At 61.0% G+C, this 15,650-nt stretch carries 11 protein-coding genes and 1 rRNA gene; 2 read left to right on the top strand and 10 right to left on the bottom strand.

The features are described 5' to 3' along the window. The 4 genes from K8U03_16730 to K8U03_16715 all read right to left on the bottom strand — a co-directional run. Window positions 1-520 (bottom strand): 23S ribosomal RNA (locus K8U03_16730); the annotation flags it as partial. An 891-nt stretch (window positions 521-1,411) separates the two neighbouring features. Next, window positions 1,412-2,917 carry a glycogen synthase gene (locus tag K8U03_16725; protein ID MCE9606538.1) on the bottom strand — a complete coding sequence of 502 codons (1,506 nt, stop codon included), beginning with the start codon at window positions 2,915-2,917 and terminating at the stop codon, window positions 1,412-1,414. 157 nt (window positions 2,918-3,074) lie between these two features. Beyond that, window positions 3,075-3,608 carry a hypothetical protein gene (locus K8U03_16720; protein MCE9606537.1) on the bottom strand — a complete coding sequence of 178 codons (534 nt, stop codon included), beginning with the start codon at window positions 3,606-3,608 and terminating at the stop codon, window positions 3,075-3,077. A gap of 441 nt (window positions 3,609-4,049) precedes the next feature. Beyond that, window positions 4,050-4,472 (bottom strand): secondary thiamine-phosphate synthase enzyme YjbQ, encoded by a 423-nt coding sequence (locus K8U03_16715; GenBank protein ID MCE9606536.1) that lies wholly within the window; start codon window positions 4,470-4,472, stop codon window positions 4,050-4,052. A 44-nt stretch (window positions 4,473-4,516) separates the two neighbouring features. Here K8U03_16715 and K8U03_16710 point away from each other — a divergent pair, with 44 nt between their 5' ends. Next, on the top strand, window positions 4,517-4,849 hold the full coding sequence (locus K8U03_16710) for a hypothetical protein (protein ID MCE9606535.1): 333 nt from the start codon (window positions 4,517-4,519) through the stop codon (window positions 4,847-4,849). An 81-nt stretch (window positions 4,850-4,930) separates the two neighbouring features. Here K8U03_16710 and K8U03_16705 read toward each other — a convergent pair whose 3' ends face one another. The 5 genes from K8U03_16705 to leuS all read right to left on the bottom strand — a co-directional run bounded on the left by K8U03_16705 (window position 4,931) and on the right by leuS (window position 12,361). Next, on the bottom strand, window positions 4,931-5,251 hold the full coding sequence (locus K8U03_16705; protein ID MCE9606534.1) for a hypothetical protein: 321 nt from the start codon (window positions 5,249-5,251) through the stop codon (window positions 4,931-4,933). 283 nt (window positions 5,252-5,534) lie between these two features. Beyond that, window positions 5,535-6,467, bottom strand: a complete 933-nt coding sequence (locus K8U03_16700; protein ID MCE9606533.1) for a transglutaminase family protein — start codon at window positions 6,465-6,467, stop codon at window positions 5,535-5,537. A gap of 84 nt (window positions 6,468-6,551) precedes the next feature. Then, entirely contained in the window at window positions 6,552-7,535 is a 984-nt protein-coding gene (locus K8U03_16695; GenBank protein ID MCE9606532.1) for an alpha-E domain-containing protein, read from the bottom strand. A gap of 79 nt (window positions 7,536-7,614) precedes the next feature. Next, window positions 7,615-9,171: a circularly permuted type 2 ATP-grasp protein gene (locus tag K8U03_16690; GenBank protein ID MCE9606531.1), complete on the bottom strand. Its 1,557-nt coding sequence runs from the start codon at window positions 9,169-9,171 to the stop codon at window positions 7,615-7,617. 328 nt (window positions 9,172-9,499) lie between these two features. Further along, window positions 9,500-12,361 (bottom strand): leucine--tRNA ligase, encoded by a 2,862-nt coding sequence (leuS, locus tag K8U03_16685; protein ID MCE9606530.1) that lies wholly within the window; start codon window positions 12,359-12,361, stop codon window positions 9,500-9,502. Window positions 12,362-12,682: 321 nt separating this feature from the next. Between leuS and K8U03_16680 the strand changes: the two genes are divergently transcribed. Then, window positions 12,683-13,996, top strand: a complete 1,314-nt coding sequence (locus K8U03_16680; GenBank protein MCE9606529.1) for an SH3 domain-containing protein — start codon at window positions 12,683-12,685, stop codon at window positions 13,994-13,996. A gap of 36 nt (window positions 13,997-14,032) precedes the next feature. On the opposite strand, the gene K8U03_16675 is transcribed toward K8U03_16680, so the two are convergent. Continuing rightward, entirely contained in the window at window positions 14,033-15,529 is a 1,497-nt protein-coding gene (locus tag K8U03_16675) for a HEAT repeat domain-containing protein (protein MCE9606528.1), read from the bottom strand. Between the last annotated feature and the right edge of the window lie 121 nt (window positions 15,530-15,650).

The raw sequence follows: 15,650 nt of genomic DNA, 5'->3' as shown, positions 1-15,650 counted from the left end.
GTACCTCCCCTAGCCGGGGTTCTTCTCATCTTTCAATCGCTCTACTAGTTTACTATCGGTCGATAAGTAGTATTTAGCCTTACGGGATGGTCCCCGTAGATTCAGTCGAGATTCCACGTGGCTCGACCTACTCAGGTACCCCTCGAGAGGCAATGCGCTGTCGCTTACGGGACTGTCACCCTCTGTGGTTCAACTTGCCAGAAGATTCAGCTAGTGCATTGCTTGGTAACTCTCATGTGAAGGGCCCTACAACCCCGCAAAGGAAAACCTTCGCGGTTTGGGCTACTCCCCCTTCGCTCGCCGCTACTGAGGGAATCGAGTTTTCTTTATATTCCTGCGGCTACTGAGATGTTTCAGTTGTCCGCGTTAGCTCCGCCCGCCTATGGATTCAGCGGACGTGTATCGGAAATCTCGGGATCAAAACCTGTTTGACGGCTTCCCCGAGCTTATCGCAGTCTTCCACGTCCTTTAGAGCCTCTTATCGCCAAGACATCCCCCATACGCCCTTAATAGCTTGACCACATTTATCCAACGTTCTTTACGAAAGCTGGAATCTTGTGTGCAACCTATTCACAGGCCGTTCCCGTTAAGGAGCGACCTGATCATTCTAGATCTTTCAACAACCGGCTCGATTTCCCGCCGCAGTTAAGCTTTGGTACCTTCGCGCAGATTGCCGAGTAATTTTGTCTAAGTGCCGTGAGAACTGACCCGAATCAATCAATGGCTGTTTAGGCCATTGACTATTAAGTCAATTTTCAGATGCCACAAATTACCGCAAACCAAATTGTCAAAGAACAAACAAAATCAGCACCCGTCGCAAAACGGGTGCTGACCTTACTGCCGGTAGGCAGAGGCCGAATTCTCGGTTGATTCCCGTTCTTGGTCCGATTGGCTTAAAGCCAGTCGCTCAAGAACAGAACCAGAAGAATGCGATCTTTGGCCACCGTTAGGTGAACACTTCTTTGCGTCGTGAAGAAACCAACTTATCGGTTCGTTTTCTTCGTGTCAACCAGGTATTTTCAAATATCGTTCGTTTCGTCGGATGGCTTTCGCGATTCCCAGAGGAATCACTCTGCTTCCGAGCGACGAGCGACTGTTTTACCGGTCGACGTCCCCAACTGCATGGGCCAGAGTTTGCCTTAACTTCGGCTCGGCGTCAAGGAGGTTAATAGAAAATCTTTTGGAACCTGTGCGATTCGCGTTAAAAGCCGCTCCCATAGCGGGTTTAATACCGCCCGGAACGCCGCGTGAGAACCTAGTTTCGGCAAATCGTGGGTGCCGACAACAGTTTGCTTTTTCAAATTTCGGAAAACTGTCGCCGCAGGCACTCGTCGAAGAGGAGCTGGCGTCAGTTCCGGGCCTGATGCACCAGCTTGGGCAGCCCATGTCGCAGGCCTGATGTCGCTTCGTATTACGATCGCATTGCCGGTTCATAAAGATCCGAAACGTAGCGTTTTGCCGCGTCGGCCCAGAGGAATCGCTCGCCGTAGCCGCGTCGCTGCAGTTCGGCGAATTTCGTCGGATTTCGCGTGTAAAGATCTCGCGCCTCGCGCACTGAGCCCACGAGGTTTCGCAGCACTTCCTCGCGCGATCGGCCGTCGAAGCCGAAGCCTGTGCCATCGATGGCCGTGTGCGGGCGCACCGTGTCTACGAGCCCGCCGGTCCAGCGCACCAGCGGAGGCGTAGCGCAATTCAGCGACTCCATCTGCGTGATGCCGCACGGCTCGAAGAGGCTCGGCATCAAGAAAACATCGCTTCCGAGGCTGATTTGCTGGGCTTTTGTCCGGTCGAATGCGATCGTCGCAGCCAGGTTCGGCCGATCCGCGAGCCCTCGCAAAAAGTCTTCGTACTCCCGCTGCCCGGTCGCGACGACGGCCACGCTCACGCCCGGCATTTCGAGGATGTGTTCGAGTACGCTTCGGCCGTCGAATTCCTCGGTGAGCAGCTTGAACTTCTGCTCGACCGCGCGCCCGACGAAGCCCAGCAAAAACGTCGGTGCTTCGGCAAAGTCTTTCGCGAGCGCACGCTTCGCATCGGCCTTCCGCGCGAGCGTTTCGGCGAAGCCCGCATCGCTTGGCGCGGTCTTGTATTCGAAGCCGTTGAGAATGCCGTGCAAGCGCCCTTCGCGATCGAGCCTTGCTGCGAAAGGCTCGAGCCCTTTGCCTCCTTCGAAGTAGCGCGCAGGATCCTCGCTTTGCGTGATTTCCGCCTTGTAATGCGGGCTCACCGTGTTCGTTTGGTGCGCGAGCTCCATCGCGAGCCGAAGCGGATTGATGCTCTCCCATTCCGGCCGCGGATCGGTAAACAACGGCCCGAGCTTCGGGTCGTTCGCGATCGATTCCGCGGTCCAGCCACGGATCCGATCGACGCCCAAGTTTCCCTGATAGCCGATGTTGTGGATCGTGAGCACGCGCTTCGTTTTGAGCCCGAGCTGCTCCATCCTGCCGAAGAGATAACCGAGCACCCAATCGTTGATATGCACGATGTCGGGCTTGCGCGTTTCGATCAATTTCAAGCAGGCTTCGGAGAAGAATGAGAACCGCAGCGCGTCGTCGAAAAACGGATAGCGATCGCTGTCGACGTACGGTGTCGAGTAGTCTTTCTTGAAGAGGTGCGCGTCCGCATACGGCGGCTTGCGGGCATTCGGCGCGAGATAATTCGTCTCGAAGTAGGTCGCATTCTTGATGAAATGGACCGGCACTCCTTTGAGCGTCGGCCGCACGATGCCGACCCGTTCTTGCACGCCATTGAACGCGATCTGGTAGTCGTCGATCGACGTTTGGCCGTACCACGGCGTGACGATCTCGACGTCGACACCCGCCTCTTTCAGCACCGGCGGTAGTTCCCCGGCGACGTCGCCGACTCCGCCGGCTTTGGAAAACGGTTTGCACTCCGCCGCAACGTAGAGCACGCGCATAGATTCGCTATCCTGAAAAGCCGCCAAAGTACGACGCAGTTCGTCGCACCAAATATCGGCTTTAGGCCTGCATAAAGCAAACCCAGCATTTCAGGCAGCATTCTTCTCGCAATCCGTCGGCCGGCGGGCAGGCGTGCGGTTCGGCCGGTCCCTGCTCTTACCAAGCGGCATGGGCTTCGAGCAACTCGTGCGAGACGGCGATATAGGCCGTTCCTTCTTCTTCGATCTGCCAGGCAAGCATCGCATAGAGCCGCTGTTCGGTGGGCGTGTACCAGCGATATTTGTAATAAAACGAGCGGCTTCGCCCTTCCAGCACCCCTTCGATTCCCTCGGCGGAAATCGCCGAGTCGCGGTTTCCTTCCGCGGCACCGGCGCGGAAAGCGTTCAGATAGTTCATGCCGACTAGCGACTTCGCATCTCGAATGTCGTTCAGCTTCGCGGCCATGCGCCAGGCCCGATTCGTCGCCGCCACTTCGCCCGTCGTATAGAGCAGCAACACCGGCGATTCGACGATGTCGATCGCCAATTGCAGCCGAACTCGGCTTTCGCGCCATTTGCGGTGCAAGGCCTCGGCGACGGAGTCGCGGCGCTGCGGCGCGAGCGGCCAAGAGGCGTCGACCGGAATATGCACGATGTTCGCACCGGCCGAACTCGAAACCGGGCCCATCGAAAACTCGTTGCCGCTGAGCATGACGTTCACCCTCTTAGCTACGCCTGGAAATTCGCCGCAATCGCTGCCCACCGCCGCCTGCTTCACGTTCGTTCGAGCGAGGCTGCGGTCGTCTTGGCCGCCGCCTTTACATCGCTCGATAACATTTCGTTTGCAGGTTCTGAATCAAACTTGCCGTCCGATCGAAATAGATTCAAGCACCGTTTTCGCGCGGCCGACACTTGGTCGAGTTTTACGCGCCGGAACTTTCGGGCCGTGTCGAAAGCGTAAGCCGTGCGGTCGCTCGGCAGGCTTCGCACTGCGGCGAAAAGGCCGCTCAACTCTTGAGCTCAAGCCCGTCGAACTCAAGAAGCTTTTCGCGCACGTAGAAGCATTGCGCCATTTATTCGGCAAAACCGCAAAAGCTTCTCTTTCGGCCGTAGAACGGCTCATTCGTCCGCCGATGAACGTGCTTCGCTCACGCTATTCACCGATGATTTTAATCATCACCCGCTTCGGTCTGCGGCCGTCGAACTCTCCATAGAAGATCTGTTCCCACGGGCCGAAGTCGAGCTTGCCGGCCGTCACGGCAACGACCACTTCACGCCCCATGACTTGCCGCTTCATATGCGCATCGGCATTGTCTTCGCCGGTTCGGTTGTGCCGGTATCTTTGCGGCGAGGCGTCGAAGGGAGCGAGTAGCTCGAGCCAGCGTTTGTAGTCTTCGTGCAGGCCCGGCTCATCGTCGTTGATGAAGACCGAGGCCGTGATATGCATCGCGTTGCAGAGTAGAATCCCTTCTTGGATGCCGCTTTTGCGCAGCGCGGCTTCGACCCGCGGCGTGATGTTTTCGAATGCCATTCGCTCGGGCAGCGTCAGCGTGAGATGTTCCGTATACGATTTCATCCGGTCGCCTCGCACTTCGGGTTTCGCGGTAGGGGAGCAGAAGCATGAACCGACTCAATCTTAGCGACAGTGATGATAGCGAGTTCGACGACGACGAACTCGACGCCGGCCTTTACGATCCCCGGCTCGATCACCGCCCCAGCGACCGAACCGACGACGACCGCTTCGCCGGCGACGGCAGTCTCTTGGGCCTCGCGCCTGGGGCCGACGACGGCATCGACCGCGCAGCCATCGAAGCCCTCGTCGCGAAACTCGACCCCGGCGACGATCTGCACCGGGCTTGTCGATCGATCTGCGCCGCACTCTTCGACGGCACGCAAGACCCGGCGGAACTGCAAGCCGCGGTGACGGCGGAGATGAAGAAACGGTTTAGCTGAGTCGGCTGGGTTACACCGATACTGTCATGTCGCACTCAAACGCCACGGAACAAGGGGCTGCGCAATCACTTGATTTCTCGCTCAATCGAGCGTTTTAAACGCGTTTTCGTGACGGAGCTCGGCGTCGAAGATTCGCTCGGGCACGGCACGTCGTGGACGCCGTCGGAAGATGTAGTAGACCAGCACCATCGAGATGATCGCGGCGAACGGCGTTGCTTGTAAGATGACGGTTCCTGGGTCGGGGCCACTATAACAGACCACCAATTCGTTCTTCAGTTCCTCGACCCTCTTCTCTTTCGCGAGTTGCTCCGGAGTCTTGCCGGCTCCGACGTGAGCCTCTGCGGGCGGGGCCGCCACCTCGGATTGCAGCGCTTCTTGCGGTCGAGGCGGGAGTTGCGGCATGGCGTGCCTCCGGTGTCGCTTCGTTCGACGTAATTCTTAGAATCAAGATGCGTCCGTCAGCTCTCTTTCGTAAGGTCCCCCGCCGATTATTCCGCTCGGATGCTTCATTGGGTTTCTGCTTCCGCTGTTCGCTTCGACGTTCCTCTTCGGGGCCGTAACGAATTGGTTTCTCGTCGCGACGATCGGCGTCCCTGCAGCCGTCTTGGGGATCGCCGTTTATCTGCTTGCGCGCAGCCGTAGGAAATAGGCGCGCAGGCTGCGTCAAACTCGCCTTAGGCTAGGCTTACACCGTGGCGACGTTGATGTCCGCTTCGGCGGCGGAGTCGCCGTCGGCGGTGCGGATCACGAGTTGCGTGTCCATCGTCGAGCTGGCGCCGGTCCCGCGGAACGTGCCGTAGGTCGGAGCGGCGAGGATCGGTTCGGCACCGGAGGCGAGTGCCACATGCCGGTCGGCGACGGCGAGGCCGGCCATCGGGTCGTACCCTCGCCACCCTGCCCCGGGCAGATAAACTTCGCTCCAAGCGTGCAAATGGCGCCGGCCGTCGGAGCCCTCGCGCTCGTGGTAGCCCGAGACGAACCGCGCGGCGAGCCCCGCCTCGCGGCAGAGTTCGTTGAAGAGCACAGTCAAATCGCGGCACGAACCACGCCGCGTGCGTAACGTCTCCGACGGCGAACACGGGGCCCCTTCATCGCGAATGATCTTTTCGAACGTGCTGTGGATCCAGTTCGTCAATTCGGAAAGAAACGGCAGCGTCTGCGCGCCGGTGATCCGCAGCAATCGATCCAGCGTTTCCGCAAATGCCGGATCGCGGGCCCGCTCGCCGCAGCAGGTGTCGACCGTTGTGCCCGGCTCCGGAGGCGAAAGCTCCAGATAGGGCATGAGCCCATGCTGGATCGGGGTCGGGTAGACCATCGGGAGGCGCAGCGCGACGGGGTCGAGCAGGAAATCGAATGGGTTGGTCCGCAGCGTTTCGACCGTACTCGAAACGACGATCGACAACGACGTCACCAGTCGATCGAACCAAACTTGCGTCGCGGTGTGGCCGTCGAGGTCGACGAAGTGCGACATGCCGGCCGGTTCCGGATCGATCCACAAGTTGTAACGCAGCAGGCGCTGCGCCACGTCTTCGCGCGGCCGGAGCCGAATCGTCATCGGCTCGCAAAAGACGGGCCGAGTGTAACGGTAGCGAGTCGCATGTTTGATGTGAAAAAGCATCGACGATTTCGGCCGACAAAAGCAAATGAGCGAACGGGCTGAAGAGGAGGTGCGGCTCCTCGGCGGATCGAATCGGAAAAGCTGTTACTGAAACTGACCGGCATGCTGCCCGTTGGCGCCGACCGGACGAATTTCGAAGAACGTGTCGCTGAGCGCACCGCCGATCGCGTTGACGCGGGTTTGGAAGCCGTCGAGATATTCGTGGAGTCCGCTGTTGATGATGTCGTCGATCTGCGCGTAGTCGAGTTCGGCCCGGAGCTGGCCGATACGCCGTTCGGCTTCGTTGCGGAACATGGAATGCGCGGTGCCGAGGATCGCGCGGAGCGAGCTCTCGGCTTGCGCCAAGCAGTAGCGAATGGCTCGCGGAAATTCCCCGTCGAGCAAGAGGAAATCGACGACGTCGCGCGGCGTGATTCGGCCCCGGCTTTTGCGGTACATTTCGAGCGCGCCGGCCGATTTCAGCAACGCGGCCCATTGGATCGTGTCGAGCGGCGTGCCGACGTCGGCCGCCGAGGGAAGCAGAATGTAATACTTCACGTCGAGGATGCGCGACGTCTTATCGGCCCGTTCGAGGAGCCGGCCGATTTGTGCGAAGTACCACGCCTCGTCGCGCGAAATGGTCGCGTGCGTCAGGCCGAGAATCAGGTGACTGCTGCGCTTCACCTGGTTGTAGAAGTCGTGCGGTTCTTCCAGCACGCGGGCATCGTGCGAGGCGTTCTTCACATAGAGATAGAACTTATTGATCTCCTCCCAGACGCCGGAAGAGATGATATCGCGCACGGTTCGCGCATTTTCCCGGGCGCTCTTCAGGCACGACAGCACGGAGTTCGGGTTCTTCAGATCGAACGTGAGGAAGTTGATCACGTTGCGCTGCGAAGCGTGGCCGTAGTGCTCTTGAAAGACTTCTTGATCGCCCGTGGTGTAGACGAGCGGCTCCCACTGCTCGCGCACGCCGCGCCCGAGATCGAGCGAGAGGTTGTGATTCACGTCGACGAAGCGAGCCACGTTCTCGGCCCGTTCGAGATAACGATTCATCCAGTAGACGGATTCGGCGACGCGGCTGAGCATGGGTGCGATGGCTCGAAAAGTGGGGCGAGAGAATGCGTTGTTAAAGTGAGTGTGCCGGCGTAGAGCCGCGGGCGAAGCCTTACGATTCGGTCTTTCCGGCCGAGGCCATCGTTTGTGTCATGCCGTTGAGCGTCTGCGTCATTCCATCCGCCGATTGCGTTTGGCCTTCGACCGCTGCGGCGTGGCCGTTCGTAGAGACGAGATCGGCACCGAGCACCCAAGTATCTTTGCTTCCGCCCCCTTGCGACGAGTTGACGACCATCGAGCCCTTCTTCAAGGCGACTCGCGTCAGACCGCCGGGGAGCACGAAGATGTCTTTGCCGTAGAGAATGTACGGGCGGAGGTCGACGTGGCGACCTTCGAAGTGGTCGCCGATCAACGACGGCACGCGCGAGAGCCCGAGCATCGGTTGGGCAACGTAATTGCGTGGATTTTCGCGGATCTTCTCGCCGCACGCGGCGCGTTCTTCCGGCGTCGACTTCGGGCCGAGCATGATGCCGTAGCCGCCCGATTCGTTCGTCGGCTTGACGACGAGCGTGTCGAGGTTCGCCAATACGTGCTGACATTGTTTCTCGTCGGAGCAGAGAAACGTCGGCACGTTGGGCAAGATCATGTCCTCGCCGAGGTAATACTTGATCATCTGCGGCACGTACGCATACACGGCCTTATCGTCGGCGATGCCGGTGCCCGGCGCGTTGGCGAGCGCGACTTTTCCGTTGCGATAAACTTCGGCGAGGCCGGGCACGCCGAGGGTCGAGTCTTTGCGGAACGCGAGCGGGTCGAGAAAGTCGTCGTCGATGCGGCGATAGATCACGTCGACCCGTTTCAAGCCGTGCGTGGTTCGCATGTAGACATAGCCGTCGGTCACGACGAGATCGCGCCCTTCGACGAGTTCGACCCCCATCTGCTGCGCGAGGAACGAATGTTCGAAATAGGCCGAGTTGTAAGCGCCCGGCGTCAGCACGACGACTGTCGGATCGTCGACTCCGCGCGGCGAGCAATGTTGCAAGGTTTCCAATAGCCGTTCGGGATAGTCTTCGATCGGTACGACGCCGAGCCCCTCGAACACTTGCGGCAAGGTCCGCTTCATCACTTCGCGGTTCTCGATCACGTACGACACGCCCGACGGGCAGCGTAGGTTGTCTTCGAGCACGTAGAATTGGCCGTCGCTATCGCGTACGAGATCGGTCCCCGTGATGTGGCACCAGACCCCTCCCGGCGGATCGAAGCCTTGGCACGGTGGCAGGTAGCACTTGCCGGAGTCGATCAAGTCGTGCGGCACGATCTTGTCTTTCACGATCTTGCGATCGTGGTACAAGTCATCGATGAACAGATTCAGCGCGCGAATTCGCTGTTTGAGCCCGCGCTCGATGTATTGCCACTCCGAGTGTTCGATGATGCGGGGGAGCACGTCGAACGGCCACACCTTCTCCGTGCCGGCTTCGTGGCCGTAGACGTTGAACGTGATTCCCATGTTCAGCAAGGCGCGCTCGGCCGATTGCTGACGGCGTTGCAATTCGCCGTCGCCGAGGGCCGAGATCTTCCGGACGAGAAGCTCCGCGCTTTTGCGCGGCACGCCGTCGGGCCCGAACATCTCGTCGTAGAACGATTCGGATTCGTAGGATTCGAAGCGCATGGAAGAGCGACTCTGGAGGTGCGGCGATGCGGAACACCGGACGATGCAATCCGGCGAGGACGAACACTACGCGACGTTTACGATCCGCTTACCGAGCCCGTCGGCTCATCGGATCGCACGGAGCGACGCGCGTGCAACGGGCAAAAGCTGTGCCGCTGCCGAGCGCAGGTCGATTTCAGAGTACGAGAAACGCCCGTAGAACGCTATCTCAGTTGAGGTTACGTCGTCGTGAGGGTTCCGCCGGGTGCGCGTCCTTCGGGCCGGTCGGTGCGACAACTGCCCAACCGCGCGGCAAGCGAAGTGAATCCAACCCGTCGCCGGTTTATCGCTACTTCACTACGAAGTTGATCAGCCGCTTCGGGACGATGATCGTCTTCACGACGGTCTTCCCCTCCAATAGCGGCGCGATCTTCTCATCGGCTCGGGCTGCGGCTTCGAGCGTCGCGTCGTCGGCGTCGGCTGCGACGACCACCCGGCTGCGCACTTTGCCCAGAATCTGCACGGGGACCTCGATCGACGATTCGCGGATCAGCGCATCGTCGTAGACCGGCCACGGCTCGTAGGCGAGCGTCGGCCCGTGGCCGAGGATTTCCCACAGTTCTTCTGCCGCGTGCGGAGCAAACGGCGCGAGCAACAGCACGATCTTCTCCATTGCCTCGCGCGGGCGAACCTCGCAGCCGGTGTAGAAGTTGGTGAACTCCATCATCTTCGCGATCGCCGTGTTGAACTGCAGCCGACGAATGTCGAGCGTCACATCGCGAATCGTCCGGTGCAACACGCGGTTCTGCTCTTCATTGAGCGCGATCGGTTGCACGGCCGAGTGCAGTTCATTGGCCTCGGCCTTATCGTTGACGATCATGCGCCAAACGCGGTCCAGAAACCCGCGCACGCCGTTCACGCCGCTCGTCGCCCACGGCTTCACTTGCTCGAGCGGGCCCATAAACATTTCGTAGAGCCGCAAGGAATCGGCTCCGTATTCCTTCACCACGGCGTCGGGGTTCACGACGTTGCCCCGGCTTTTCGACATTTTGTACGAACGGGAATCGAGCCGGATCGACGGATCGGCCGCGAGGACGAACGACTCGCCATCCTTTTTCGTATCGACGGCGGGCACGCTGACGGATTTCAGCGGCTCGCCCGTGCGGCGATCGACCGGCTTTTCGTCGTCTCCTTCTTTCGCATCCTTCGCGCTCACCCAGGCTCCGGTCGAGGTCTGGTAGCCGGTAATTTCGAGTTCGCCGAGAATCATTCCTTGATTGACGAGCTTCTGAAACGGCTCGGCCATCGAGACGATGCCCCGATCGAACAACACCTTCTGCCAGAACCGAGCATAGAGCAGATGCAGCACGGCATGCTCAGCCCCGCCGATGTACAAATCGACCGGCATCCAGGCCTTTTCGATCTCCGGGTCGATCAAGCGTTCGGTGTTCTTCGGGTCGAGAAAACGCAGAAAATACCAGCACGATCCGGCCCATTGCGGCATCGTATTCGTCTCGCGCTTGTAGCGCTTGCCGTCAACGGTGATGTAGAGCCAGTCCTGCGGCGCTTCTTCGAGCGGCGGGTCGACACGGCCGTGCGGTTTGAACTCCGTCATCGTCGGCAAGTTCACCGGCAAGTCCTTCGCCTCGACGGCCCGAAGTCGGCCGGTCGCGTTTCCGGCGTCGTCGAGTTCGTGGAGAATCGGGAACGGCTCACCCCAGAAATGTTGCCGGCTAAAGAGCCAGTCGCGGAGTTTGTAGTTCACCGCTTCGCGCGCGCTGCCGCGCTTCGCAAGCTCGGCCGTGATCTTCTGTTTGAATTCCAGCGTCGGCGTGCCGTCGTACTCGCTGGAGTTGATGGCCGTGCCGTATTCGGCGAAGCAGACGCTTCCCGCCAGCACCTCGGCCCGCAAGGCCGGGTCTTTGTCGCCGGGATCGACGACGGGGACGATCGGCAACTCGAATTGCTTGGCGAATTCATAGTCGCGCACATCGTGTGCAGGCACGGCCATGATCGCGCCGGTGCCGTATCCGGCGAGCACATAATCGGCGATCCAGATCGGGACCGGTCGGTTGTTCGCCGGGTTCGCCGCAAACGAACCGGTGAAGACTCCCGTCTTCGTTTTCGAAGCGTCTTGGCGGTCGAGATCGCTCTTCCGGGCCGCTTTTTCGCAATAGGCTTGCACATCGGCCGCGCGATCGGGAGTCGTCAGCCGTGCGACCAATGGGTGCTCGGGAGCGACGACCAGATACGTTGCGCCGTAGAGCGTGTCGGGACGGGTCGTGAAGACGCGCACCACTTCCGGACCCGCCGTGCGCGGGAAGCCGGCCGCGGCGCGGTTGTCGCGCCAGTGCTTAAACTCTTGCGGGTTCGGCTTGCCGTTCTTCGCATCGCGGCCGATGAAGAAGTCGACCTCGGCACCCGTGCTTCGGCCGATCCAATTGCGCTGCAGCGCTTTGATGCTGTCCGACCAGTCGAGCCCTGCGAGATCGTTTTCCAACCGGTCGGCATAGGCCGTGATGCGGAGCATCCATTGCCGGAGCGGAATGCGCACGACCGGATGCCCGCCCCGTTCGCTCACGCCCCCCTGCACTTCTTCGTTCGCCAGCACGGTGCCCAAGGCCGGGCACCAATTCACCGGGGCAAACGATTGATAGGCGAGGCGATGGTCGTCTCGATATTTTTCGACTTCCAGATCACCGGCCGCCGAAACGTCGGGCGGGATCGGCAGTTCCCCGATCGGGCGCCCCTTCTGTTGCGCGGCGTCGTACCAAGTGTCGAAGAGTTGGAGAAAAATCCATTGGGTCCAACGGAAGTATTCGACGTCCGTGGTGGAAAGTTCGCGGTCCCAGTCGTAGCTGAAGCCGAGCATCTTGAGTTGCCGGCGGAACGTGGCGATGTTCCGCTCCGTGGTCGTGCGCGGAGGCTGCTGCGTCTTGATCGCATGTTGCTCGGCGGGCAGGCCGAAGGCGTCCCAGCCCATCGGGTGGACGACGCTCTTGCCGTTCATCCGCTCGAAGCGGCAGACGATATCGGTCGCCGTGTAGCCCTCGGGATGGCCGACGTGCAGGCCGTCGCCGCTCGGATAGGGGAACATATCCAAGACGTAACACTTCGGCCCGAGCGGCAAGCGCGGGGCGGCGAACGTCTTCCGTTCGGACCAGTATCGTTGCCATTTCGGTTCGACGACGGCGGGATTGTAGCGCGGCATAAAGATCGACAGGGCTTCGACTTTGGAAGTTTCAACGGAGCGAAGATCGCGATTCTACTGACACGGCGACTTTCCGGCAAACGGACCATAAAGTAGCAGGCACGTTCCACGTGCCGTAACCGCATGCGTCGTTCAGAAAAGAGTCGGATTCGGCCACTTGAAGGCGCGCTTGGCGGACGGCACGTGGAACGTGCCTGCTACGTTGCTGCCGGCATGAGCGAGCTTGATCGCATTTCCCGAATTCGCTACAAGATTCGCCCCCGATCGCTCCCATCTATCCACCGTGTAGGCAGACACTTCCGCACGGCCCGAGGTTCTCACATGGCTCGACTTACGAAACTTTCGTTGCTCGTCGCTGCGCTTTGTTTACAACTCGCTGGCGCCGGCTCGTTCGACACGTCTTACGGAGCCGAGCCTGCCGCGCAGTTTCCCTACTCGGCGTTCGTCGCCCCTACGGAAGCGCCGGTTCGTTCCGGTCCGGGCGAAACGTACTATCCCGTGCTGAACCTAAAGCTCGGCGATGCCGTGGAAGTTTGGCGGCAAGATCCGGGCGGTTGGCTGGCAGTGCGGCCGCCTGAGGGGGCGTTTAGTTGGGTCTCGGCCGACTTCATTCAACAGACCGGCGAGAAGACCGGGCGCGTCGTCGGCAACGAAGTGAACGCGCGGGTCGGCACGAAGTTCAGCGATCTGCGCGATGCGATCCAGGTGCAACTCAGTGCCGGCGACGAGGTCGACATTCTTGAAAGTCGCACGCTGCGCACCGGCGATCAAGAGACGCTGTGGTACAAGATTTTGCCGCCGGCCGGTGAGTTTCGCTGGATCGCGGCGCGGCATGTCGTGTTGCATCCTTCGCAACTCCCGGCGGCTGCCCTGCCGAACTTGGCGACCGGTGCGGGCTCCGGCGAGATTCAGCCGGTTTCGTTCAACGCACCCGTCGGCGAAGCGAGAGCTCCGTCGAGCGATCTGCTGGCCGATTTGCGTCGGTTGCCGGCCGATGCTTCCGTCGACACGCAACTCGATGAAATGGAATTGGTCCTCTCGCGCATGGTGACGACCGAACCGACCGCCTGGAGCTTCGACGAGTTGAAGCAACGGGCCGAAACGCTCGTGGAACGCTCGCAAACTGCCGTGGAGCGGAGTCGGGCCCGAATGTATCTCGGGAAGCTTGCGCGTTTCGAGGACATTCGCAAACGGTACTCGTCGATCGTGCAACTGCGCGAACAAACGGCGACGGTCGATCGCGAACTCACGAAACCACAACCGGCCGCAGTTGCCGCAAGCACGGCAACACCGACGGTCGCAACAACGCCAATCATGCCGGAACCGGAAGCTCCCGCGGTCGTGAGAGCCGGCGTGGATGTGTCGCGCTACGATGGGGTCGGGCGGTTGATGCAAGTGGTCAACGCCAAGGCCGGGAGCCCGAACTATGCGCTCGCCAACGCCTCGGGCCAGATCGCGGCCTATGTGGTCGCCGCGCCGGGAATGAACTTGCGGCAATACCTCGGCCTCGACGTCGGGGTGAGCGGCATTCGCGGCTTCGTCACCGATCAGCGAATCGAACAGATCACGGCCAAGCATATCGACGTGCTCGGCAACCGGTCGGCGGAAGCAGGCTCGCGGACGCGCCGCAAGTAACGGTGAGTCGAGCGGCTCTCAATAGTCTGGCTTTTATTAATAGCCTGAGGGTGCCCGCATCGTGGCCGGTCGGCCGGCTTTCGCGGCTTGGTTGCGCACCGCTTCATCGGCATCGGTGATCGCAAGATCGCGGAGCTTGGCGCGAAGTTCCGGGTCGTTGCTCGTTGCCATGATCGCGACCGCGGCGCGACGAACATCGGCATCCGGATCGCCGCTCAAGTACAACAACCACGGCTTCACGGCGATGCCCGCCGAAGGCAGCATCTCGGTGTAGCGCGTTCGCTCGCCGGGGTCGGAGCTCGTGAGATGCTTGCCGATCTCGATCTCGCGCAAGCTGAACCCTCGGCGATGGAGCTCCGCCGCGGCTGCCGAGGCTTGCGGCGTGCCGGCTTCTTGCAGATCTCCGAGGAGAGCCCAAGCGGAACGGGTCGTGAGATGCCGCTGCAGCGCGGCGCTCGGCGACGAAGATGCGCCGGAAGATTCTACATCGGTGGTGCGAGGCGGTGCCGTCGAGACTTGTTGAATCGCCGAAGGTTCGGAGCCGTCCCGAATCGGGTTGATCCGAGCCGCCGAATTCGCCACGCTCCGCTGTTCGGGAGTGGATGCGGAGCCGGCCTCGTTCGGATTAATGCTGCCCGATGTGCTTGCCGGCATCGACGCTGCGAGCGGGGTCGCGGGCATTGCCGTGGGGAGCCCGGCCGGAGCGGTCGCGGCATTCGGCGCCGTCGCCGGCACCGGTAAGTTGTAGAGCGAAGCCAGAGTCCGTTGTGCGGCGAGGCGATGTTGCGTGGCGGCGTCCGTCGGCGGAGGCGTGGGGCTCTTCGGCGTAGGAGCATCGGCTGCGACCACGGTACGCGGGCGCGTCGGACGTTGCAGCAGTTGATCGGAAACCGTGGCGAGCCGGCCGCGAGCCAGCATCGGCACTCGATCGTCGAGCGACATCCGGCCGGTCAGCTCGAGGGCTTGCCAAGCGAAGTCGGCGACCGGCGCGGGAACTTCGTGCTGGTATTTATGGGCCAGCTCTTCGAGCCCCGCGGCCAGTGCTTGCAATTGTTCGCGACCGGCTTCGGTCAGCTCTTCGCCGGGGGCGGTGCCGCGCAGATTACGACAGAGCGACGAGAGCCGGCCATAAGCTGCTTGCGCCACATGCGGGCGCTCGAACGCTAGTAGTCGCACCAGAGCGGTCGTCCCCAGCGGGCCGCAACCTTCGAGGCGATCGACGATGTACTCGGCATCGGTTTCGGAAGCGGTCGCGGCGCGAGCCTCCCATTGCCGGCACAAATACTTGGGCCACAACTCTAAGTACCCGACCGCGCCTACGGCCGACGTCAGCAGCGATAGCGAAGCGGCGAAGAAGAGCTTACGCCGCCGAGGCTGAGGCTCGGGAGGTTTCGTGGCGCTCGGGCGCGCCGATGAAGGTGGGTTCGCCGATCGCGCTAAGCTTTGCGAAGCCCCTAGAGTCGCTACGGGCGCAGGCTTGGCGGGGCTGCGGAAACTCGCGGATTTCGCGGCAGTGGAAAGAGGTTTTCGCATAGCGCCGAGCATCATGCGCGAGGATCTCGATTTTTCACAAGATCAATGTGCGCCAAGACGTGCGGCACGGCTTCCGAAGATTGCCGGACGACTCGCCGAAAAACAGTGGCGGATCCTTTCG

The sequence above is a fragment of the Planctomycetia bacterium genome, assembly GCA_021413845.1.
Classification (GTDB): domain Bacteria; phylum Planctomycetota; class Planctomycetia; order Pirellulales; family PNKZ01; genus PNKZ01.
This window is presented reverse-complemented; position numbering and strand designations above follow the sequence as displayed.